The sequence below is a fragment of the Bacteroides sp. D20 genome (genome assembly GCF_003436255.1).
Taxonomy (GTDB): domain Bacteria; phylum Bacteroidota; class Bacteroidia; order Bacteroidales; family Bacteroidaceae; genus Bacteroides; species Bacteroides uniformis.
Genome location: NZ_QSOO01000006.1, coordinates 149241 through 172727, shown reverse-complemented (window position 1 = coordinate 172727; position 23487 = coordinate 149241). Strand labels below are relative to the sequence as shown.

At 53.0% G+C, this 23487-nt stretch carries 11 protein-coding genes; all 11 read left to right on the top strand.

The annotated features are described in order from the left end of the window. Positions 1 to 93: 93 nt before the first annotated feature. The 11 genes from DXD78_RS08460 to DXD78_RS08410 all read left to right on the top strand — a co-directional run bounded on the left by DXD78_RS08460 (position 94) and on the right by DXD78_RS08410 (position 23366). On the top strand, positions 94 to 2958 hold the full coding sequence (locus tag DXD78_RS08460) for a hypothetical protein (RefSeq protein WP_005830320.1): 2865 nt from the start codon (positions 94 to 96) through the stop codon (positions 2956 to 2958). Positions 2959 to 3136: 178 nt separating this feature from the next. After that, the gene (locus DXD78_RS08455) at positions 3137 to 6160 is read left to right on the top strand and encodes a TonB-dependent receptor (protein WP_005830322.1); all 3024 of its coding nucleotides are present in this window, start codon (positions 3137 to 3139) and stop codon (positions 6158 to 6160) included. 18 nt (positions 6161 to 6178) lie between these two features. Continuing rightward, positions 6179 to 7729, top strand: a complete 1551-nt coding sequence (locus tag DXD78_RS08450) for a RagB/SusD family nutrient uptake outer membrane protein (protein WP_034529274.1) — start codon at positions 6179 to 6181, stop codon at positions 7727 to 7729. Positions 7730 to 7741: 12 nt separating this feature from the next. Beyond that, a complete protein-coding gene (locus DXD78_RS08445) occupies positions 7742 to 9841 on the top strand; it encodes a family 43 glycosylhydrolase (protein ID WP_009037724.1) in 2100 nt (699 codons plus the stop codon). Between the two features lie 17 nt (positions 9842 to 9858). Continuing rightward, entirely contained in the window at positions 9859 to 11250 is a 1392-nt protein-coding gene (locus tag DXD78_RS08440) for a glucoamylase family protein (RefSeq protein ID WP_034529406.1), read from the top strand. A gap of 119 nt (positions 11251 to 11369) precedes the next feature. Further along, entirely contained in the window at positions 11370 to 13661 is a 2292-nt protein-coding gene (bglX, locus tag DXD78_RS08435) for a beta-glucosidase BglX (protein ID WP_005830329.1), read from the top strand. 137 nt (positions 13662 to 13798) lie between these two features. Continuing rightward, complete coding sequence (locus DXD78_RS08430; protein ID WP_009037722.1) at positions 13799 to 16834, top strand: TonB-dependent receptor; 3036 nt, start codon at positions 13799 to 13801, stop codon at positions 16832 to 16834. An 83-nt stretch (positions 16835 to 16917) separates the two neighbouring features. After that, positions 16918 to 18438 (top strand): RagB/SusD family nutrient uptake outer membrane protein, encoded by a 1521-nt coding sequence (locus DXD78_RS08425; RefSeq protein ID WP_009037721.1) that lies wholly within the window; start codon positions 16918 to 16920, stop codon positions 18436 to 18438. 315 nt (positions 18439 to 18753) lie between these two features. After that, positions 18754 to 21084, top strand: coding sequence for a beta-glucosidase BglX (bglX, locus tag DXD78_RS08420; RefSeq protein ID WP_034529404.1), 2331 nt, complete (start codon positions 18754 to 18756; stop codon positions 21082 to 21084). 39 nt (positions 21085 to 21123) lie between these two features. Then, positions 21124 to 21987 carry an endonuclease/exonuclease/phosphatase family protein gene (locus DXD78_RS08415; RefSeq protein ID WP_034529271.1) on the top strand — a complete coding sequence of 288 codons (864 nt, stop codon included), beginning with the start codon at positions 21124 to 21126 and terminating at the stop codon, positions 21985 to 21987. Between the two features lie 44 nt (positions 21988 to 22031). Continuing rightward, on the top strand, positions 22032 to 23366 hold the full coding sequence (locus DXD78_RS08410) for a glucoamylase family protein (RefSeq protein ID WP_034529401.1): 1335 nt from the start codon (positions 22032 to 22034) through the stop codon (positions 23364 to 23366). Positions 23367 to 23487 lie beyond the last annotated feature (121 nt).

The following is a 23487-nucleotide window of genomic DNA, read 5'->3' as shown; positions in this document are numbered from 1 at the left end:
GCTTCAAGTACCTTTTTTATCTCATCAAAACACAATATTTAGAATACTTATTGTATCTTTGCTTCCAAGAAACACTTCGATTAACCTGAAAAAATGAAACAAAATACGATAAGACCGATGCTTTTCAAGTATTGGGTAGTGTGCCTTCTATTGTTCATCCTCTTCATCCAGGCCAGGGCTTCTTCCTTCATGCCCGCCGTCACCAACTATCTTGCCAAAGACTATGAAGCCGGTTATCAGAACTGGGCATGTGCGCAAGGCAGCAACGGCGAAATGTATTTCGGCAACAGCCAGGGGCTCCTGGTATATGACGGTTATCGCTGGACTCTCCACAAAGTGCCGGGGAACCATATTGTCCGTTCGGTGTATGTGAAAGAAGACCGTATCTATGTGGGGGCATTCGAGGAATTCGGCTATTTCAAGTATTCGGAGGCAGGCACTCTCCGGTACCATTCTTTGAGCAAATTCCTGAAAAATTTCCCCATGGAGAACAACGAGATATGGAACATTGTAGAGCTGGACGGTCGCATCTACTTCCAGTCGTTCAGCGCCTGGTTCTCCTACGACGGGAAGATGGTACACGCTTTCCGCAACAGACAGCAACAGCCGCTCTACTTCTACACCCAAAACGGACATATCTACACACAGATGATTGATGAGGACTTCTATGAATTCGACGGCAAGGATTTCCTTCATCTCTTCCCCCGCAGCCAAGTGAACGATGACAATGTAGTGGCATTACTGCCCGACGGGGACGACAGCTTCCTGATGGTCACAGAGAATAACGGATTGTTCCGCTACAACGGTGACATCACCCCCTGGAAAACAGACATTGATGCAGAGCTGAAGAAACAGCGGGTGAACCGCGCCGTCATGACCAATGATTCCATATTCATGATAGGTACAGTCTTGAATGGCATATACGCCATCGACCGCAAAGGACATTGCCTCTGGCACTTCAATCTGGATAACCGTCTGGACAACAACACAGTCCTGGGCTTGTTCTGTGACAAAGACAACAACGTATGGGCAGCATTGGACGACGGCATCGCATACATCCACCACAACTCACCCGTCATGCTGCTGACTCCTGCCAACCATGAAACCAAACTGGGCATGGTGTACGACATAGCCCACCGGGGCGACTGTTTCTATCTGGCCACCAACCAGGGCTTGTACGAATACCACCAGGTTACCGAGAATCTGCGCCTGCTTCCCCATACTGAAGGACAGAACTGGTATGTGAAGGACATTGACGGGCAACTCTTTGCAGGCAACAATGCCCATACCTTATTAATAGGCGAAAAAGGGAATGTTTCCGTCATAAGCAATACCAACAGCAGTACGTGTCTGATAAAGTGCACCCTCTATGGCGAAGAGATACTGTTGGAATCATCCTACGCCAATTTGCGTATCTATAAAAAGAAGAACGGGCAATGGACCTTTTCGCATGTCATAGACGGCTTCATTGCACCGGTCATGCACTTGGAGGTGGACCAAAGCGGTGTCATCTGGGCTTCACACATGTATCAGGGAGTCTATAAAATAGTCTTGAGCGATGACTTGTCGGCTGTAAAAAGCGTACGGCACATCTCCCATTTAGGCTCGGAATATATCATCGGCCCTATCCAAGTAATGAAAATGCGAGGACGTATCGTCTTTTCCAGTCCCAACGGCTTCTATACCTATGACGACATCACCCGGCAGATTATCCCCTTCCAAAAGCTGAATGCCATTCTGCCCTATATCAGGAATGCTCATTCTGTGGTATCCGTCACGAACGACCGCTTCTGGCTGTCCGGTTCACATGAGTACGTACTGGTAGAGTACGCAGAAGGAGAGTACATCGTGAAGCAGCGCATCCTCATCGAACTGTTTGATTCTCCATGCATAGAGAACTACAACAATGTGTTCGTCGACAATGACGTTGTCTATTTTAATCTGAACAACGGAATCGCCAGTTACAGCAAAAACACAGACAGCCTCAGTCCTACTCTGGAGTCCGCCCTCTCACTGAGCTCGGTCACTGCTTCCTCTTCCGATAAAAAGGAGAAACGCCTGCCTCTGTCTGGAAATGTCGAACTGGAAAGCAATTACCGGGATTTGCTGTTCTCAGTAAGCCTGCCGCATTACAATAAATTGTCCGTACATTTCCATTATGTCCTGCAAGGAGGACAAGGCATGGCGCTGACATCGGACCTGAAAGAGCCCGAAATCCGCTACGGTAGCCTGGATTACGGAGAATACACATTCCAGGCAGAAGCCTATAATGATTTGGGACAGAAAATCGGTGAGGTGGAATATCATTTTGCCATAGCCCGCCCTTTCTACCTCTCCTATTATGCCTTTGCGCTCTATCTCATAGTTCTCACAGCGCTTGTCTACTTTTTCTCCAAGTGGCGCGCCAACCGTGCCATGGAAAAGAAACGGAAGGAGTATGAGGCAGAGCAGGTGCAGCAGAACATCAAGATGCGCGAGCAGGAGCATCTGATAACTCTGCAGCAACAGCAATTGCTGGAAGCCGAGTTGTCGGCAAAGAGTAAAGACCTTGCCAGCATGGCACTGGGTGTATTTGCCAAGAACGAGGTCCTGGAGAAACTTCGTACTGTCGTACAAGAGTCCCTGGTGAAAGGGCAATATGGACGCAAGAACCTCGAATCTCTGCTGAAGCTCATCAACGAAAACATCGAGACACAGGAATTTTGGGATGTATTCCAGAACAATTTCGACCTGATTCATGAGAAATTCTTCCGTAATTTGCGCGAACGTTATCCCAGTCTTACCGCTACCGACCTCCGTTTTTGTGCGCTGCTGCGCCTGAATCTTTCTACGAAAGACATTGCGCAAATGACCAACCTCACTATCCGGGGAGTAGAGGCAGCACGCTACCGTTTGCGCAAGAAACTGGATATCCCCGACGGAACGGGATTAGTGGATTTTCTCATCGACTTGAAATAAAGCGGCTACAAATCATTCAATCATAACAAACTGATTATTAGAAACAAGTAACACGAAAACGTAGTAAAACGGTACCCATTTTTACCCTAAACGTATTATCGTGGTAGTGTTTTTTTTTGCCTTACTTACCGTAATTACTTCCTTTGCCGGCAGAATTATTAACTCTTAAATTTAGTTTATGAGAAGGCAAACTTTATTTCTTCTATTCATGATTTTGTTCTCATTGCCACTGACAGTTTTGGCACAAGGAACAAAGACAGTTAAAGGAACTGTTGTTGATCAGAACAACGAACCGATTATTGGAGCCACGGTTGTAGTAAAAGGCTCTACTATTGGAGCAGCTACCGACCTCGACGGTAACTATGTACTGAACGGCGTCCCCGAAGACGCAACTCTCGTATTCAACTATTTGGGCATGTTGCCGCAGGAAATAAGCGCTGCGGGACAATCCGTCATTAATGTAAAGCTACGTGAAGATGCACAACTACTGGAAGAAGTTGTTGTTATCGGTTACGGTTCGGCCAAGGCGAAAGACCTGACGGCCCCGATTGACGTTGTCAAAGAGAAAGAACTTATCAATGTTCCTACCTCCTCCCCGATGGCAGCATTGCAGGGAAAGGTACCGGGTGTTAACATCATCAATTCGGGAACGCCGGGCGAAGGTCCTAAAGTGACCATCCGTGGTATGGGTTCCTTCGGTGACACTTCTCCTCTCTATGTAGTGGACGGAATGTTCTACGACAACATCAACTTCCTGAACAATTCCGACATTCAGGACATGACCATCTTGAAAGACGCATCCGCATCTGCCATCTACGGTGTACGCGCCGCCAACGGTGTTGTAATCATCACCACCAAGAAAGGAAGCCGCAACCAGGATGCCAAGATTACCTATAACGGTTATGTAGGTATTCAGAAAGCCACCAACCTGCTGGAGATGTGTAACTCTCACGAGTATGCCACCATGATGTTGGAAGCCAACCCGGAAGCTTACCGGTCGATTTTCGAAAAGTCAGTAGCCGAATTCGGAGGCAATATGGAAAACCTGCAATTCAATGCCGATACCAACTGGTATGACGAACTGTTGCGCACAGCCATGATGACCAATCACAGCTTGAATATCTCCGGTGGTACGGAAAAAGCGACCTACTCTGCCGGCATGAGCTATCTGGCACAAGACGGTATCATGGACGTGGAAAACTACTACCGCCGCTTGAACTTCCGTGCCGCCCTTGACTACGAAGCCCGCAAATGGCTGAAAGTAGGCTTCAACGGCGTATTCAGCAACTCGCAGCAGCAGCTTCCCAAGAATGCCGCATGGCAACAGGCATACAACACACCGTCTATCATCCCGGTGTATGATGACCGCCGCGACGATGCCGTGTTCCCTAAGAAGTACACATCGCCCGAGCAGGTGGGCCTGACCAACAACTTCAACAATCCGGTAGCCACTGCCAACTATTACGACAACCGGAACGAGACCTACCAAGTGCTGACCAACTTCTATGCACAGCTCAACCTCATCCCCGACAAGCTGAATATACGCAGTAGCTACAGCTACGACTACTCAATGATTCGCGGTTCTGAGTTCACTCCTACCTACTATGTAGGCACCAACCAGAAGAAAGAGGTTACCGAACTCACTAAAAAGAACACTAACTACTACAAATATATATGGGACAACGTGGCCACTTATACTGACAAGTGGGGCAAACACTCCTTTACCGGTATGCTGGGTGCATCCATGCGTCAAGAGCAATACCGCCTGCTCGAAGGTACCGCCACCAACGTGCCCGAAGGTGAGGACGTGTGGAAATACATCGCACTGGGCAACAAGGAAGGCGCTACGGTGAAAGACGACGGCTGGAAATACCGCGGTCTCTCCTATTTCACCCGACTGAATTACAACTACAACGACAAGTACATGTTGATGTTCACCTTCCGTGCCGACGGCTCGTCCAAGTACAACGACAAATGGGGCTACTTCCCCTCCATCGGTGCCGCATGGGTCATCTCCCAAGAACCGTTTATGAAGAACCAGAATATCTTCGACTACATGAAGCTGCGTGCCAGCTGGGGTAAGCTGGGTAACGACAAGATTGCTGCCAGTGCAGGCTTCGCAAGCATACAGAACGTACAGTCCGTATTCGGTCCCAATACCGCCATCGACGGATTCATCAACACCACCAACTTCAGCTGGCTGGGTTGGGAAGTAGTGAACGAAACCAACGTGGGCGTCAACTTCAGTACACTGAAGAACCGCTTGAACGCCGACATCGACTGGTACTACCGTCTGACTGACAACGCCGTGATTTCACCCAAGCTCCCGATGAGTGGCGAGCTGCTGGCCGGCAACAACGGACAGATTCTGAATACCGGTATCGACCTCTCCTTGAACTGGAACGACAAGATTGGCCAGGACTTCAATTACAACATCGGCGTCAATCTCTCTTATCTGCATAACGAAGTGAAAAGCCTAAAAGGAAACATGAAAATCATCAAAGGCGGAAAGACCGTGAATATGGTGGGCGAGACGATGAACTCATTCTATGGCTACAAGGTCATCGGCATCTACCAGACTCCTGAACAATGTGCTGCCGACCCCATCGCCGTGGCCAACGGACTGGAACCCGGCGACTTCATCTACGAGGACGTGAACGGCGACCATGTGATAGACGGAAACGACAAGCAGGTGTTGGGCTCATACGTGCCCAGCTTTACTTATGGCTTCAATGCCGGATTCTCTTATAAGAACTTCGACTTCAGCCTCACTACCTACGGACAAGCAGGCGGCGAACTGTGGAACCGTAAGCGTGCCCTGCGCTATGCAGCCGACTACTATAACTTTGACCGCGCACAGTATGAGAACCGCTGGACGGGTGCAGGCTCTACCAACGAACATCCGTCGGCCAAGGCTCTTCTCAAAACCTGGAACAAATCAGACAGTAACAACGCTTCCTATTTCGTAGAAAGCTCCGATTACTTCCGCATCCAGAACATCACGCTGGGCTACTCGTTCAAGAACTTGAAGATAGGCAGCTACGTGATGCCGGGACTCCGCCTCTCATTGACGGCCGACCGCCCCTTCACTACCTTCAAGGCCAACAGCTTCACACCTGAAGTGTCGGATGCCGAAGGTTGGGATACCGAAGTATACCCTCTGACTTCAACCTATACTTTCGGAGTGCAAATAGATTTCTAAACCCTAAAACGTAAAACAATGAAATTCTTAAAGAAAACATTCGCATATATACTTCCCGCCATGATGGTGCTGGGAGGAGCCACCGCTTGCACCGATTTCATAGAAATCGATCCGGAGAACAAAGTTCCCGAACAAGGCGTAGACTTTACCAACAAGAACAATATGTACCAACCCGTAGTGGGTGCCTACTCCAAAGTACGCACACAGGGCATGCACTGGTGCAACGCACTATTGATGTTCACCCGCGACGGTGACGTGTGGTCGGGCCGTACCGACGACCAGGGCGATGCCGTGACCTTCGGACGCAAGTTCAACTATAACAACTCCTTCTGGGCGCTGAACCAGGTATGGATGAACTTCTACGACATCATCCGCATCACCAATGCCGCCCTGCAAAGCCTCGACAGCTATGCCGAACACCTTGCAGCAGGAAGCGAAGACTACAAGACCTACGAATCCTATTGCGGCGAAGTGCGTACCATCCGCGCATGGGCCTACTACTGCCTGGTGACCAACTTCGGCCCCACCGTCATCTACCGTGACAACCTGCAGACCGATTTCCGCCGTTCTACCGTAGACGCCGTATATAATTATATGCTGGAAGATTTGAACTATGCCATCGGAAAACTGCCCCGCATGCGTCCCAACCAGATGGAGCACAAGGGAGCCGTGACAGCCTTCACCGCCCAAGCACTTGCCGCCCGCGTCTATCTGCTGAAAGGAGACTATGCCCAAGTGGAGACTCTGACCGACGACATCATCAAGAATGGCGGATTCCGTCTCTACGATGACTTCTACCAACTGTTCAAGATTCCCGGAAAGTTGTGTGACGAGTCTTTGTTCGAATGCCAGGTGACGGACTACGGCAATGGTTCGGGCGATTATCTGGGCGTAGACCAGTGGTTCAACTTCCAGGGTCCGAACATGGCAGAGAAGTATGTTGAAGTAGTGAACGCAGATGGCACCATCAGCTACAAGCAGGCCGAAGGAGCCAAGTCCATAGGCGGCTGGAACTTCATCGGCTACGAACCCGAGTTCGTGGCATGGGCCGAAGCCCGTGGCGAAGGTGTGCGTGCCGAGACTTCTTTCCTGAAAGCCCTGAGCAAGACACGCGAGGGTTGGCAGGTAGGTCCCACATCGGCCACCAAGACCGACTGTTGGAACGGCAAAGGTTACCTTCCCTACAATCAGATGACTCTTCCACGTACGACCTACGGAGCCAACAACAATGTGCGTATCATCCGCTATGCCGAAGTGCTGCTGATGAACTCCGAAGCCAAAGTCAGACTGGGCAAGGATGGAGACGCAGGCTACAACGAAGTGCGCCGGCGTGCAGGCATGAGCACCAAAACCGGTGTTACCCTGAAAGACGTGATGGACGAACGCCGGATGGAGCTTTGCGGCGAATGGTGTGCCCGTTATGTGGACTTGGTGCGTACCGGCGATGCCGCCACCGTACTCGGTCCCAAAGGATGGACAGCAGAAAAGACTTATTGGCCCATACCGGCCAACCAGTTGGACGACCTTCCCGACCTGAAGCTGGAACCCATTGACGGAATTGCCGAATAAATCCGCTCCAATATGGTAAAAAGATTCCTAATCAGTTGTGGAATAGCCTTTGCCGCTCTGGCGGCAAAGGCAACCCCTGACGATTCCATCAAAGTGGTGAAGGGGCAAGTCAGTGACTATTACATCACTGTAACCCAAGACCGTATCGTAAAAGGACACGTACTGGACACCAACCGCCAGCCACTCGCAGGCGCCACAGTCATGTTCTTCGCAAGTCCCATGCACAATACCACTGCCCACGACGGCAGCTTTGCCATCAAAGGAGCGAAGAACGACGTGCACCTGTATGTCTACTATCCCGGGAAAAAGATAGTGAACAGAATCCTGGCACTGGATGAAACCGATATTGAGGTAGTGATGGAAGAAGAGGTACACAAGGCAACCGCAATCCGCCGTCCCGCCCAGGCGACCCGGTGGTATGACCCGCAGGCGCCTCTGTCGCGCACCTTCTGCAATCCGATGAACATCAGTTATAACTTCGAGCCTTTCAACAACAATGTGCGTCCCAACGGTTCGTTCCGTTCCTCTGCCGACCCGATGGCGGTGGAATACAAGGGAGAATACTTTCTGTTCTCCACCAACCAGGGCGGTTTTCACTATTCCAGGAACCTGGTGGATTGGGATTTCGTTCCTGCCGGCTTCCAACGCAAGCCTACGGACGACGACCAGTGCGCGCCGGCAGCCTATGTAAGCGGTGACACGCTGTTCTATACCGGCTCCACCTACGAAGGCCTTGCCGTGTGGTACAGCACACACCCCAAAACGGGACGTTTCAAACGTGCCATCGAAAAGAATGTGCTTCCCACATGGGACCCCTGCATGTTTCTGGACGATGACGGCAGACTGTATATGTATTATGGCTCCAGCAATGAATATCCGCTAAAGGCGGTGGAACTGGACCGGAATGATTTCTATCCCATCAGCAAGATTCACGACGTGATGATGCTCCGCCCGGAAGAACACGGCTGGGAACGTTTCGGAATGAACAACGATGACGAGGTGACGCTCCGCCCATTCACAGAGGGCGCTTACATGACCAAACACAATGGCAAATATTATTTCCAATATGGTGCTCCGGGCACTGAATTCAAAGTCTATGCCGATGGCGTATATGTTTCGGATTCCCCGCTGGGCCCGTTTGTCTACCAGAAGCATAACCCGATGTGCTACAAGCCGGGCGGTTATGTGCAAGGTGCCGGTCATGGAGGCACGTTCTGCGACGTGAAAGGCAATTACTGGCACGTGGCCACCTGCATGCTCTCCCTGAAGTACAAGTTCGAACGCCGCATCGGTCTTTATCCGGTGGCTTTCGACAAGGATGGTGTCATGTATTCGTCTACTGCCTTCGGCGATTATCCCAACTGGGCAGAACCGATGGACGTAAAGAACCCTGCAGAGCGTTTCACGGGATGGATGCTTCTGTCCTACGGCAAACCGGTGGAGGTATCATCTACGGATAGCATCCATGCAGCTTCCAACCTGACGGACGAAAGTATGCGCACCTACTGGGCAGCCCGTTCCGGCAACCCCGGCGAATGGGCCGGGATAGACCTGGGCAGTACAAAGAATGTACGTGCCGTGCAGTTGAACTTCTACGACCATAAAGCGGTTCAATACAACCGTGCCATGGATATTTATCACCAATACCGTATTTTTGCTTCCGAAGACGGAAAAGAATGGACATTGGTCATAGACAAGAGCGACAGTGACAAGGATTGTCCGCACGACTACATCGAGCTCAACGAGCCGTTGCGTGCCCGTTATCTGAAATACGAGAATGTGCACATGCCTACGGGAAATGTCGCCTTGTCCGGCTTCCGCGTCTTCGGGAACGGTGACGGCGATGTCCCGCAAGCCGTGAAAGGACTGACTGTGAAACGTGACAGGAAAGACCGCCGGAATGCCCTTATCTCCTGGCAACCCGAAGCAAGCGCCTATGGCTACAACATCTACTACGGCACCGCCGAAGGCAAGATGTACAATGCCATCACGGTACTGGGACAGACGGAATATGACTTCCGCGGACTGGATGCGGACACGGACTATTACTTCACTATCGAGGCGCTGAACGAAAACGGCCGTTCGCCATTGTGCAAGATGACAAAAAATTAAACACAAGAAATAAAGATATGAAAAAACCAATAATGATACATGTGCTGGCTTTGTTCCTGATTTCCACATTGGCGGGCTGTGCATCCTGCTCTTCCGACTTGAAGGAAAACGGGAAAGAGAACGGAAAAGAGGAAAAGCCCGACACAGAGGAAGTACGTCCCGAATCATTCGCTTCGGATGACGAAATGCTTGATTACATCCAGAAGGTACATTTGAACTACATGTGGGACGGTGCGGAACCGACCTCCGGACTGGCACGCGAACGCATCCACCTGGATGGGGATTATCCCGAAAAGGACCAGAATGTTGTCACCACCGGCGGCAGCGGATTTGGTATAGCCGGACTGCTGGTAGGCATCGAACGCGGCTTCATCCCCAGGGAAGAAGGCGTGAAGCGCCTGACCAAGATTGCCGATTACCTGAAACGCGCCGACCGCTTCCACGGCGTATGGCCCCATTGGTTGTACGGCCCTACCGGCAAGGTGAAACCTTTCGGACAAAAAGATAACGGCGGAGACTTGGTGGAAAGCTGCTTCCTGATGCAAAGCTTGCTTTGCGTACGCCAATACTTCCGCGACGGCAACGAGCAGGAAAAGGCGCTGGTAGAGAAGATTGACCAATTGTGGAAAGAGATGGAGTTCAGCTGGTATCAGAATGGCAAGGATGTCATCTACTGGCACTGGTCTCCCGAATACAACTGGGAAATGAACTTCCCGCTGGAAGGCTACAACGAAGCATTGATTGTGTATGTGCTCGCAGCCTCCTCCCCCACTTATCCCGTTCCGGCTTCAGCCTACCACAACGGCTGGGCACGCGGCGGCGGCATCAAGTCCGACTCTGCCCCCTACGGCCTGCCTTTGGAATTGAAACACAACGGAGCCGAGAAACTGGGCGGTCCCTTGTTCTGGGCACAATACTCGCACATCGGTCTGGACCCGCGCAACCTGAGCGACCGCTATGCCAACTACTGGAACGTGGTGCGCAACCATGCCCTCTCCAACTACCGCTACTGCGTGGAGAATCCCAAACAATACAAAGGTTACGGCGAGGACTGCTGGGGACTGACCGCCAGCTACTCTACCAAAGGCTATGCAGCCCACTGCCCGGGCGACAACGACCATGGTGTCATCACACCGACAGCAGCCTTGTCCAGTTTTCCCTACACACCGGAGGAATCCATGCGTGCACTGAAGTATTTCTATTCCAAAGGCGACTGGATTTGGGGCAAGTACGGATTCTACGATGCCTTCTCCGAGGGAAGTGACTGGACGGTACCCCGCTATCTTGCCATCGACCAATGCACCATTGCCCCGATGATTGAGAACTATCGTTCCGGCTTGTTGTGGAAACTCTTCATGAGCTGTCCCGAGGTTCAGGAAGGATTGCAGAAGCTGGGATTTAAGGCTTAGGGATTTACGATTGAAGTTAGTATGCGACATGATGGAGCAGCTAAGCTTAAGTTGAATTTCTATATCACTATTCCCCTCCCCCTTCAGGGGGCCGGAGGGGATAATCAAAATTATATCATATGAAGAAATACACATTATTAGCAGCCTTGGCTTTCTCTGCCCTCACCGTGACGGCAACGCCCAAAGAAAACACATCCCAAGGCAATCCGCAGGAGATGGATAAATTCATTACGGAGCTGATGGGCAAAATGACGCTGCACGAGAAAATCGGTCAGCTCAACCTGCCGGTAACGGGAAACATCGTCACCGGACAAGCCAAGAGCAGCGACGTTGCCGGTAAAATCCGCAACGGTGAAGTCGGAGGTCTGTTCAACCTGAAAGGCGTGAAGAACATCCGCGAAGTGCAGAAACTTGCCGTAGAGAACAGCCGCCTGGGCATCCCCTTGCTGTTCGGTATGGACGTGATTCACGGTTACGAAACGGTATTCCCCATCCCCTTGGCACTCTCGTGCAGTTGGGACATGGAGGCTATAGAGAAATCGGCCCGTATCGCCGCCATTGAGTCGAGTGCAGACGGTATCTGCTGGACGTTCAGCCCGATGGTGGACATCTGCCGCGATGCCCGTTGGGGACGTGTATCAGAAGGCAACGGTGAAGACCCCTTCCTGGGTTCAGCCATTGCACAAGCCATGATTCGCGGTTATCAGGGCAAGGATATGAGTGCCAACAACGAGATAATGGCTTGCGTAAAGCACTTCGCACTGTATGGTGCCGGAGAAGCCGGCCGCGACTACAACACGGTGGATATGAGCCGCAACCGTATGTTCAACGAATACTTCCCTCCCTACAAGGCTGCCGTAGAAGCCGGTGTGGGTAGCGCAATGACCTCCTTCAATGAAATTGACGGAGTACCCGCCACTGCCAACCACTGGCTGCTGACCGACGTACTGCGCAACCAATGGGGCTTCGACGGCTTCGTGGTGACAGACTATACAGCCATCTCCGAAATGATAGACCACGGAATCGGCGACCTGCAGGAAGTATCCGCACGTGCCTTGACCGCCGGAACAGACATGGACATGGTAGCCGACGGATTTATCGGCACACTGGAAAAATCCCTGAAAGAAGGCAAAGTGACTGAGGCCGACATTGACAAAGCCTGCCGACGCATCCTAGAAGCCAAATACAAGCTGGGACTGTTTGCCAATCCGTATAAATACTGCGACGTGAAGCGTGCCGAAAAAGAAGTGTTCACTCCCGAACACCGTTCCATCGCCCGCCAGATTGCCACAGAGACATTCGTACTGCTGAAGAACCAGGACAATCTGCTGCCCTTGCAACGCAAAGGCAATATCGCCTTGATTGGCCCGCTTGCCAACACCCGTGCCAACATGCCGGGCACTTGGAGTGTGGCAGCCACAGCAGACAAATACAGCACCCTGCTGGAAGGTTTCAAGAATTCTGTCGGCTCCAAGGCCAACATTCTCTATGCACAAGGCAGCAACCTGATGTACGATGCCGACTACCAGACACGCGCCACGATGTTCGGCCGTGAACTGCCCCGTGGCAATGACCAAGAACTGCTGGACGAAGCCCTGAAAGTAGCCGCACAAGCCGATGTCATTGTAGCCGCCCTCGGCGAGTCCTCCGAGATGAGTGGTGAGAGCAGTAGCCGTTCCGAACTGGAAATGCCGGACGCACAGCGCCACCTGCTGGAAGCATTGCTGAAAACGGGCAAACCCGTAGTATTGGTATTGTTCTCCGGACGTCCCGTAGTGCTGACTTGGGAGAATGAAAATGTTCCTGCCATCCTGAATGTATGGTTCGGAGGTAGTGAAGCTGCAGACGCCATTGCCGACGTAGTGTTCGGAGACGTTTGCCCCAGCGGTAAGCTGACCACCACTTTCCCGCAGAATGTGGGCCAGTTGCCTATGGCATACAACCACAAGAATACCGGCCGTCCTCTGAAAGAAGGCAAATGGTTCGAGAAGTTCCGCAGCAACTACCTGGATGTGAGCAACGACCCGCTGTATCCTTTCGGCTATGGCTTGAGCTACACCACCTTCCAGTACAGTGACATCACGCTCAGCTCCAAGCAACTGAATGCGGACGGCAAGCTGACCGCTTCCGTAACCGTAACCAATACGGGTAACTACGATGCAGATGAAATCGTACAGCTCTATATCCGCGACTTGGTGGGCAGCATTACCCGCCCCGTGAAAGAGCTGAAAGGCTTCGAGCGCATCCACCTGAAAAAAGGCGAAAGCAAGCAGGTGACCTTCACCATTACCCCCGAATTGCTGAAGTTCTACAACTACGACATACAGTATGTATACGAACCCGGCGAGTTCCATGTAATGATTGGACCCAACAGCCGCGATGTAAAGACTACGAGTTTTGAGTTGAAATAGGTATAGTTTTGCTTTTAGGTAAGAGGGCAGTCCGCGAAAACCGGGCTGCCCTTTTTTAACACCGTCACCAAATCTTTTTTGCATTTTGATTGTTCAGAGGAGAAACTGAATGATTTATCCACTAAAAAATCAATGTAATGAAGAAGAACCTAAACCTTCCCAAGAAGAAAACCGGAAGACTGAGAAACCTATTTCTGACGGTGTGCCTGCTGGCAAGTGTCGCTGCATCGGCGCAGGAGAAAACAGTAACCGGTACCGTGACCGATGCCCTGGGTGACCCGCTGATTGGTGCCACCGTATTGGTGCAGGGAACCTCCAATGGCGTGATTACCGACATAGACGGCCGGTACTCCATCCAGGCCACCCCGGAGAACACATTGGATTTTTCCTATGTAGGCATGGTGAAGCAAGCTGTCAAGGTAGGCAGCCAGTCGGTAATCAACGTCCAGATGAAAGACGACTCGCAGATGCTGGCCGAAACCGTTGTCATCGGTTATGGCAGCGCCAAGAAGCGAGACCTTACGGGCTCCATCACCAACATTAAAGGCGACGAAATCGCCAACAAGCCGGTGGTCAACCCCGTATCCGCACTGCAAGGAAAGATTGCCGGCGTGCAGGTGATAAACTCCGGCAAGGCAGGCTCCGACCCGGAAATCCGTGTACGCGGAACAAACTCCATCAACGGCTACAAGCCACTCTATGTGGTGGACGGACTGTTCAACGACAACATCAACTTCCTGAATCCGCAGGACATCGAATCCATGGAGATACTGAAAGACCCGTCGTCGCTCGCCATCTTCGGTGTGCGCGGTGCCAACGGCGTGATTATCATCACCACCAAGAAGGCGAAAGAGGGACAGACACGCGTCAATATCAACGGCTCGTTCGGTTTCAAGTCCATCACCGACAAAATTGCACTGACGGATGCCGAAGGCTTCAAACTGCTGTACAACGAACAGTTGAGGAATGAAGGCAACCCGGAATACAACTTCTCGGACTGGACGGGAAACACCAACTGGCAGGATGAAATCTTCCAGACTGGGTTCATCACCAACAACAACATCAGCATCACGGGTGCCTCGGACAAGAACAGCTTCTATCTCGGTGCGGGCTATGCTTACGAGCAAGGCAACATCAAGCACGAGAAGTACAGCAAAATCACGCTGAACATCAGCAACGACTATAAAGTGACGGACAACCTCAAGGTAGGTTTCCAATTCAACGGGGCACGCATGCTGCCCGCCGACACGAAGAGTGTGGCTACAGCCCTGCGCGCAGCTCCGGTGGCGCATGTATTCAACTCCGAGTACGGCCTCTACACTTCACTGCCCGGATTCCAGAAGGCGCAGATGAACAACCCGATGGTGGACGTGGACCTGAAGGCGAATACCACGAAAGCCGAGAACTACCGTGGCTCGGGCAACGTGTACGGTCAATGGGATTTCCTAAAACACTTCCAGTTCAAGGCCATGTTCTCCCTGGACTATGCCTCGAACAGCACACGGACATACACCCCGGTTATCCAGGTATATGACGCAAGCGTCGAAGGAGACATAGCCACGCTGGGCAACGGCAAGACCGGAGTGTCCCAAGCCAAAGAGACTGAAATGAAGGTACAGAGCGACTATCTGCTGACCTACACCAACTCCTGGGGCGACCACAGCCTGACGGCCACCGCCGGTTTTACTACCTACTACAACAAGCTCGAGAATCTGAACGGCGCCCGTACCCAAGGGGTAGGCCTGGTCATTCCGGACAATCCCGACAAATGGTACGTCAGCATCGGTGACGCAGCCACCGCCACCAACGGCAGCACGCAGTGGGAACGTTCCACCGTGTCCGTACTGGCACGTATCCTCTACAACTACAAGGGCAAGTACCTGTTCAACGGCTCCTACCGCCGGGACGGCTCTTCCGCCTTTTCCTACACCGGCAACCAATGGCAGAACTTCTACTCCGTCGGCCTGGGCTGGCTGATGAGCGAGGAGGCATGGATGAAGGACATCACCTGGCTGGACATGCTGAAACTGAAAGGCTCATGGGGCACACTGGGTAACCAAAACCTGGACCGCGCCTATCCCGCCGAACCGTTACTGACGAATGCCTACTCTGCCGTGTTCGGCACCCCGTCCGCCATCTATCCGGGCTACCAGCTTGCCTACCTGCCCAACCCCAAACTGCGCTGGGAGAAGGTGGAAGCCTGGGAAGCCGGTGCAGAAGCCAACTTCCTCCGCAACCGCCTGCACTTTGAAGGCGTGTACTACAAGAAGAAAACCAAAGACCTGCTGGCCGAAGTGCCGGGCATCTCCGGAACCGTACCGGGTATCGGCAATCTCGGCTCCATCGAGAATTCGGGCGTAGAGCTGGCCCTGAGCTGGCGCGACCGGATAGGCGACTGGAACTACAACGTGGGGATGAACCTTGCCACCATCAAGAACAAGGTACTGAGCCTCGTGCAGGAAGGCTACTCCATCATAGCCGGAGACAAGCAGCAGAGCTACACAATGGCAGGATACCCCATCGGCTACTTCTACGGCTACAAGGTGGAAGGCGTCTACCAGACCCAGGAGGAGATTGAGCACTCTCCCAAGAACACACTGGCAACCGTCACCCCGGGCGACCTGAAATTCCGCGACGTGAACGGTGACGGAGAAATCACCACGGCAGACCGTACGATGATTGGTAACCCCACCCCCGACATCACCTACGGCTTCACGCTCGGACTGGGTTACAAGAACTGGGAGCTTGCCGTTGACATGATGGGGCAGGGCGGCAATCAGATTTACCGCACGTGGGACAACTACAACTGGAGCCAGTTCAACTTCATGGAGCAACGCATGGACCGCTGGCACGGCGAAGGGACCAGCAACACCCAGCCACTGCTGAACACCAAGCATACCATCAACAATCTGAACTCCGAGTATTACATAGAGGACGGCTCCTTCTTCCGCATCCGCAACGTGTCGCTGGCGTACAACTTCGACAAGGCGCTGATTTCGAAGATAGGCATGCAGGCACTGAAGCTCTACGTGAACATACAGAACCTGAAGACCTGGAAGCACAACACCGGATATACCCCGGAACTGGGCGGCTCGGCCATCGCTTTCGGGGTGGACGACGGCAGTTATCCGATGCCGGCGATTTATACGTTCGGATTTAATCTGACGTTCTAAAAGCCCTCCCCTAAATAAGAAAGAGTAACTTCAAACCTCCCCCGACTCCTTCAAAGGGAACGGGGAATGAAAAATATAAATTTATGAAACTGATAAAATACATATTTACATTGCTGGTGGGTGCAACAGCCCTCTCACTGACATCCTGCAACGACTTCCTGGACCGCGATCCGCTGGGGCAGTTCACGGAAGATGACTCTCCCAACGCCCTTGTAGGCGGGAAGATATTCAACGTCTACTACCTGATGCGCTCGTACGACATCACTGCCGGTATTCCAGCTTTTATGGTGCACATGGTGCGCAGCGAAGACTCCGAGAAAGGCAGTGACGCCGGCGACGGCAGCAACGAGGCCGCCATGTGGGACGACTTCGAATACACTGCCTCCAACGGGCCGCTCAGCGCCTATTGGGGACAGAACTACAAAATCATCTACCAGTGCAACGAAATCCTGGACGACATTGAGAAGAGCGGACACAAGGACGACACCGAAGCCATCCGCAACCGCGGCGAAGCGCTCTTCTTCCGTGCCTGGTGCTACTTCAACCTGGTACGCGCCTTTGGCGAAGTGCCGCTGGTCACCATCAAGGTAGTGGAAGCCTCCGATGCCAACGTGCCCAAGACCACGGCGGAAAAGATATACGAACAGATTGACAAAGACCTGACCGAAGCCGAAGAATGCCTGCCCCTGCGGTGGGACAGCGACTACACGGGACGGCTGACCTGGGGCGCCGCACGCTCCCTGCACGCACGCACCTATATGATGCGAAACGATTGGGACAATATGTACACAGCCTCCACCGAAGTGATAAAATCGGGCATCTACAACCTGAATACACCGGTCGACAAAGTCTTCACCGTAGAAGGGGAGAATTGCGGTGAGAGCATCTTCGAACTGCAATGCGAAGCCACCGATGCCATGAAAGAGGACGCCAGCATCGGCAGCCAGTTCTGCCAGGTGCAAGGGGTGCGCGGAGCCGGCGAGTGGGACCTGGGATGGGGCTGGCACATGGCCACCAAACTGATGGGAGAAGCTTTTGAACCGGGCGACCCGCGCCGGAACGCCACATTGCTCTACTTCCGCCGCAGCACGGACGAGCCCATCACACCGGAGAATACCAACCAGCCTTATGGCGAGTCACCCGTATCCACCGCCATGGGTGCCTACTTCAACAAGAAGGCCTACACGGACCCGACACTGCGCCGCAAGTACACCCGCATGGGTTTCTGGGTAAACATCCGCCTCATCCGCTACCCGGACGTGTTACTGATGGCTGCCGAAGCCGCCAACGAGAAAGGGCTAACGGGCGAAGCCGCCGGGTATCTGGAACAAGTACGCGCCCATGCCCGCGGCACACTGGCAGACGTGCTTCCGAAGGTAGAATCTGCCAGCCAGTCTGTGCTGCGTGACGCCATTCGCCACGAACGCCGCGTAGAGCTGGCACTGGAACCCGACCGCTTCTACGACCTCGTGCGCTGGGGCATTGCCAAAGAAGTGCTGCAAGCTGCCGGAAAGAATTACCAGGACAAGAATGCGCTGCTGCCTCTGCCCCAGACAGAGATAGACAAATCGAACGGAGTACTGGTGCAGAACCCCGACTATTGATACCCGGCCAAAGGAAACAGCCGGCCCAATCAATGGCAAAAGGTCTGTTTCATAACTTACTTGCAATCAAAGCATTGCTACTGCAAAGAGCTGCAAACTTTTTGCAGTGGCACTGCAAAGGTGTTGCAGTAGCACTGCACAACAGTTGCAGTGTCGCTGCAAAGCAGTTGCAGTAGCGCTGCAAACCGTTTGCAGTATCACTGCAGAGAAATTGCAGCACCGTTGCAAAGAAGTCATAGCACTACTGCAATAGAGTGACGGCAATCTAAAAACAATGAAGGGAACATACTTACAAACAATTAATTCAATATGAATATGAAGAAAATTTTCAAGAGAACAAGTCTGCTGCTCGCGACCGCTTTAATAGGCGTCACCGTGCAGGCGCAGAAGTCTCCGCAGGACATGGACCGCTTCATCGACGCACTGATGCGCCGGATGACTGTGGAAGAGAAAATCGGCCAGCTCAACCTGCCCGTGACCGGAGAAATCACCACCGGTCAGGCAAAGAGCAGCGACGTGGCCAAGAAGATTGAGCAGGGGCTCGTGGGAGGGCTTTTCAATCTGAAAGGAGTGGCCAAGATACGCGACGTACAGAAACTGGCCGTAGAGAACTCCCGCCTGGGCATCCCCCTGCTGTTCGGCATGGATGTGATACATGGCTATGAGACCATCTTCCCCATCCCCCTCGGCCTCTCCTGCACGTGGGACATGGCAGCCATCGGGCAGTCTGCCCGCATCGCCGCCATCGAAGCCAGTGCCGACGGCATCTCATGGACCTTCAGCCCGATGGTGGACATCAGTCGTGACCCGCGCTGGGGACGTGTATCCGAAGGTTCGGGCGAAGACCCGTTCCTCGGAGGCGCCATCGCCCGCGCCATGGTGTTGGGGTATCAGGGAAAAGACCTGAACGACCAACTGACACGGAACGACGAAATCATGGCATGCGTCAAGCACTTCGCACTGTACGGTGCCGGAGAAGCCGGACGCGACTACAACACCGTAGACATGAGCCGCAACCGCATGTTCAACGAATACATGTACCCCTATGAAGCAGCCGTCCGCGCCGGAGTGGGTAGTGTGATGGCCTCCTTCAACGAAGTGGACGGCGTGCCCGCCACCGCCAACCGCTGGCTGATGACAAACGTGCTGCGCAAACAATGGGGCTTCAACGGTTTTGTGGTGACCGACTTTACCGGTATCTCCGAAATGGTGGAACACGGAATCGGCAACCTGCAGACCGTTTCCGCTCGTGCGCTCAACGCCGGTGTGGACATGGATATGGTGAGCGAAGGTTTCGTGGGCACGTTGAAAAAGTCGCTCACCGAAGGCAAAATAACCATGAAGACGCTGGATGCAGCCTGCCGCCGCATCCTTGAAGCGAAATACAAGTTAGGGCTGTTCGATGACCCTTACAAATACTGCGACCTCAGCCGTCCCGCACGCGACATCTTCACGCGCGAGCACCGCGACGCCGCACGCCGGATTGCCGCCGAAAGCTTTGTGCTGCTGAAAAACGAACCTTTTGAGGGACAAGGCAAGAAGTCTTCTCGTCCCGTCCTTCCTTTGGAGAAGCAAGGCACCGTCGCCGTCATCGGCCCCCTGGGCAATACCCGCAGCAACATGCCCGGTACCTGGAGTGTTGCCGCACGCCTGGACGACTATCCCTCTCTGTACGAAGGATTGAAAGAAATGACAGCCGGCCGGGTGAACATCACCTACGCCAAAGGCAGCAACCTCATCGGTGATGTAGCCTACGAGGAACGCGCCACCCTATTCGGCCGATCGCTGGGCCGGGACAACCGTACGGATAAGGAACTGCTGGACGAAGCTTTGAAGGTGGCCTCCGGTGCCGACGTGATTGTAGCCGCCCTGGGCGAGTCTTCCGAAATGAGCGGTGAAAGCTCCAGCCGTACCGACCTCGATATCCCCGACGTGCAACGCACCCTGCTGGAAGCCTTGCTGAAGACCGGAAAGCCCGTTGTACTAACCCTCTTCACCGGCCGGCCGCTGACGCTCACCTGGGAGCAGGAACATGTGCCCGCTATCTTGAACGTATGGTTCGGTGGCAGTGAAGCGGCATACGCCATCGGCGACGTACTGTTCGGCGACGTGAACCCAAGCGGTAAGCTGACCATGACTTTCCCGAAGAACGTGGGGCAGATACCTTTATTCTATAACCACAAGAATACCGGTCGCCCGCTGGCTGCCGGCAATTGGTTCGAGAAGTTCCGCAGCAACTATCTGGATGTGGACAATGAACCGCTGTATCCCTTCGGATACGGACTCTCATACACCACTTTCCAGTACAGCGACATCGCCCTCAGTACCCCGGTCATGGGACAAAATGGCTCCACCACTGCCGTAGTCACCGTGACCAATACCGGTAAGCGTGACGGCGCAGAAGTCGTGCAGCTCTATATCCGCGACCTCGTAGGCAGCATTACCCGCCCCGTACGCGAGCTGAAAGGCTTTGAAAAGGTGTTCCTGAAAGCGGGCGAAAGTAAGACCGTATCCTTCAAGATTACCCCTGAGCTGCTCCGCTTCTACGACTACGACCTCAACCACGTGGCCGAGCCGGGAGATTTCGATGTGATGATAGGTGGCAGCAGCCAGGCAGAAAAGACAGCCCGACTGACACTGAAATAAAATAAAATATTTAATATTGCACTCTAAAAACAAGAAAACATGAGATATACTACTTTACTCCTTTGTTTTTGCAGCATTCTGCTCCTTGGCAGCTGCAAGAGCCAGCCCTCCGCACAGAACGGACAGCCGCTGGAAGTGATGACGTTCAATGTCCGCCTGGATATTCCTTCGGACAGTGTAAACAACTGGAATTACCGCAAGGGTGACGCCTGCCGTATGATAGCCTACTACAGCCCCGACTTGCTGGGCATGCAGGAAGTGCTTCACAACCAAATGGAAGACCTAAAACGCGGGCTGCCGCAATACACAGCACTCGGTGTGGGGCGCGACGACGGCAAGGAAGCAGGCGAATACTGCCCGATATTCTTCCGGACCGACCGATTTACACTGGTGGAATACGGTAATTTCTCCCTCAGCGAGCAACCCGAAACTATCGGCATCAAGGGCTGGGACGCTTCCTACAACCGTGTCACCACCTGGGCGATACTGCAGGAAAAGAACAACGGACAAAAGTTTGTATATTTCAACACCCATCTGGACAACGACGGAAAGACAGCCCGCAAAGAGGGCGTGCAACTCATTCTCGACAAAATCAAGGAGATAGCACCGGGCATGCCCGCCATCATCACCGGTGACTTTAACTGTACGCCTGGTGAAGAACCTCTGCAAACGCTGGAAAAGGGAGGAATGGAAAATGCTGCAAAGACAGCTGCCGTCACCTACGGCCCGTCCTGGTCTTTCCATGACTTCGGCCGCCTGCCGGTGGAGGAACGCGTACTGCTGGACTATGTCTTCGTGACCAAAGGCGCAAAGATAGACCGCTACCGCGTTATCCAAGACAAACCAGAGAACAGCTATCTTTCTGACCACTGTCCTATACTTGTTGAATTGACCGTGCAATGAATATAGATAAGTAAATGATAAAAAAACAAGTAAGCATTGGTACAATGAAAATACAATACAGTTTATTATTGTTCCTGCTGTTGCTCGGTTTCACGCAATGCAAAAGCCCCGCCGCCAAAGAAGACCGGCTGAGCGACGATGCCCTGATGGACACCGTGCAGCGTCGCACCTTCAACTACTTCTGGGAAGGTGCCGAGCCCAACAGCGGACTGGCACGCGAACGCATCCACATGGACGGTGTCTATCCGGAGAACGACCAGAACGTAATCACGTCCGGCGGAAGCGGCTTCGGCATCATGGCCATACTTGCCGGTATAGACCGCGGCTATGTCACCCGCCAGGAAGGGCTGGAACGAATGGAGAAAATCGTCTCCTTCCTCGAAACCGCTGACCGTTTCCACGGTGCCTACCCACACTGGTGGTATGGCGATACGGGCAAGGTGAAACCCTTCGGGCAGAAAGACAATGGCGGCGACCTGGTAGAAACAGCCTTCATCATGCAGGCGCTGCTCTCCGTCCACCAGTACTACATCGACGGTTCGCCCGCCGAGCAAGCCCTCGCCGCCCGCATCGACAAGCTGTGGCGCGAAGTGGACTGGAACTTCTACCGCCAGAACGGCCAGAACGTGCTCTATTGGCACTGGAGTCCGGAATACGGTTGGGAAATGAACTTTCCCGTACACGGTTACAACGAATGCCTCATCATGTATATCCTTGCCGCCGCCTCGCCTACCCACGGCGTGCCTGCAGCAGTCTATCACGAGGGCTGGGCGCAGAACGGGGCCATTGTAGACCCTCATAAAGTGGAGAATATCGAGTTGCATCTGCGCTATCAAGGCACAGAAGCCGGACCGCTCTTCTGGGCACAATACTCGTTCCTCGGCCTCGACCCCATCGGGCTGAAGGATGAATACTGCGCCAACTACTTCGACGAGATGCGTAACCTGACGCTTGTGAACCGTGCCTACTGTGTCCGCAACCCCAAGCACTACAAAGGTTTCGGGCCCGACTGCTGGGGACTGACAGCCAGCTACTCCGTCAACGGATATGCCGCCCACGCTCCCAACGAACGCGACGACCAGGGAGTCATCTCTCCAACTGCCGCCTTGTCATCCATCGTCTATACCCCGGAACAGTCGCTGCAGGTGATGCGGCATCTCTACGAGATGGGCGATAAAGTCTTCGGACCCTATGGCTTCTATGATGCCTTCAGCCAGACGGACAACTGGTATCCCCGACGCTACCTCGCCATCGACCAGGGCCCGATAGCCGTGATGATTGAGAATTACCGGTCGGGGCTGCTGTGGAAGCTCTTCATGAGTCATCCGGATGTGCAGAAAGGACTGGAGAAACTGGGATTCTCAACGATTCCCAAATGACATCTTATGCTAAAAACGGGTGTATTGGAACAGACTATACACCATTTTTCAGACGCAGATGATGCAGATTTATTTTTCAGACAGAAGAACAAAAAGACAAAAGAGAGGAAATAAATATGTT

Bases quoted from the DNA above. Each gene is read 5' to 3' on its own strand.
- DXD78_RS08460 (WP_005830320.1), top strand. From the start codon at position 94: ATGAAACAAAATACGATAAGACCGATGCTTTTCAAGTATTGGGTAGTG.
- DXD78_RS08455 (WP_005830322.1), top strand. From the start codon at position 3,137: ATGAGAAGGCAAACTTTATTTCTTCTATTCATGATTTTGTTCTCATTG.
- DXD78_RS08450 (WP_034529274.1), top strand. From the start codon at position 6,179: ATGAAATTCTTAAAGAAAACATTCGCATATATACTTCCCGCCATGATG.
- DXD78_RS08445 (WP_009037724.1), top strand. From the start codon at position 7,742: ATGGTAAAAAGATTCCTAATCAGTTGTGGAATAGCCTTTGCCGCTCTG.
- DXD78_RS08440 (WP_034529406.1), top strand. From the start codon at position 9,859: ATGAAAAAACCAATAATGATACATGTGCTGGCTTTGTTCCTGATTTCC.
- bglX (WP_005830329.1), top strand. From the start codon at position 11,370: ATGAAGAAATACACATTATTAGCAGCCTTGGCTTTCTCTGCCCTCACC.
- DXD78_RS08430 (WP_009037722.1), top strand. From the start codon at position 13,799: ATGAAGAAGAACCTAAACCTTCCCAAGAAGAAAACCGGAAGACTGAGA.
- DXD78_RS08425 (WP_009037721.1), top strand. From the start codon at position 16,918: ATGAAACTGATAAAATACATATTTACATTGCTGGTGGGTGCAACAGCC.
- bglX (WP_034529404.1), top strand. From the start codon at position 18,754: ATGAAGAAAATTTTCAAGAGAACAAGTCTGCTGCTCGCGACCGCTTTA.
- DXD78_RS08415 (WP_034529271.1), top strand. From the start codon at position 21,124: ATGAGATATACTACTTTACTCCTTTGTTTTTGCAGCATTCTGCTCCTT.
- DXD78_RS08410 (WP_034529401.1), top strand. From the start codon at position 22,032: ATGAAAATACAATACAGTTTATTATTGTTCCTGCTGTTGCTCGGTTTC.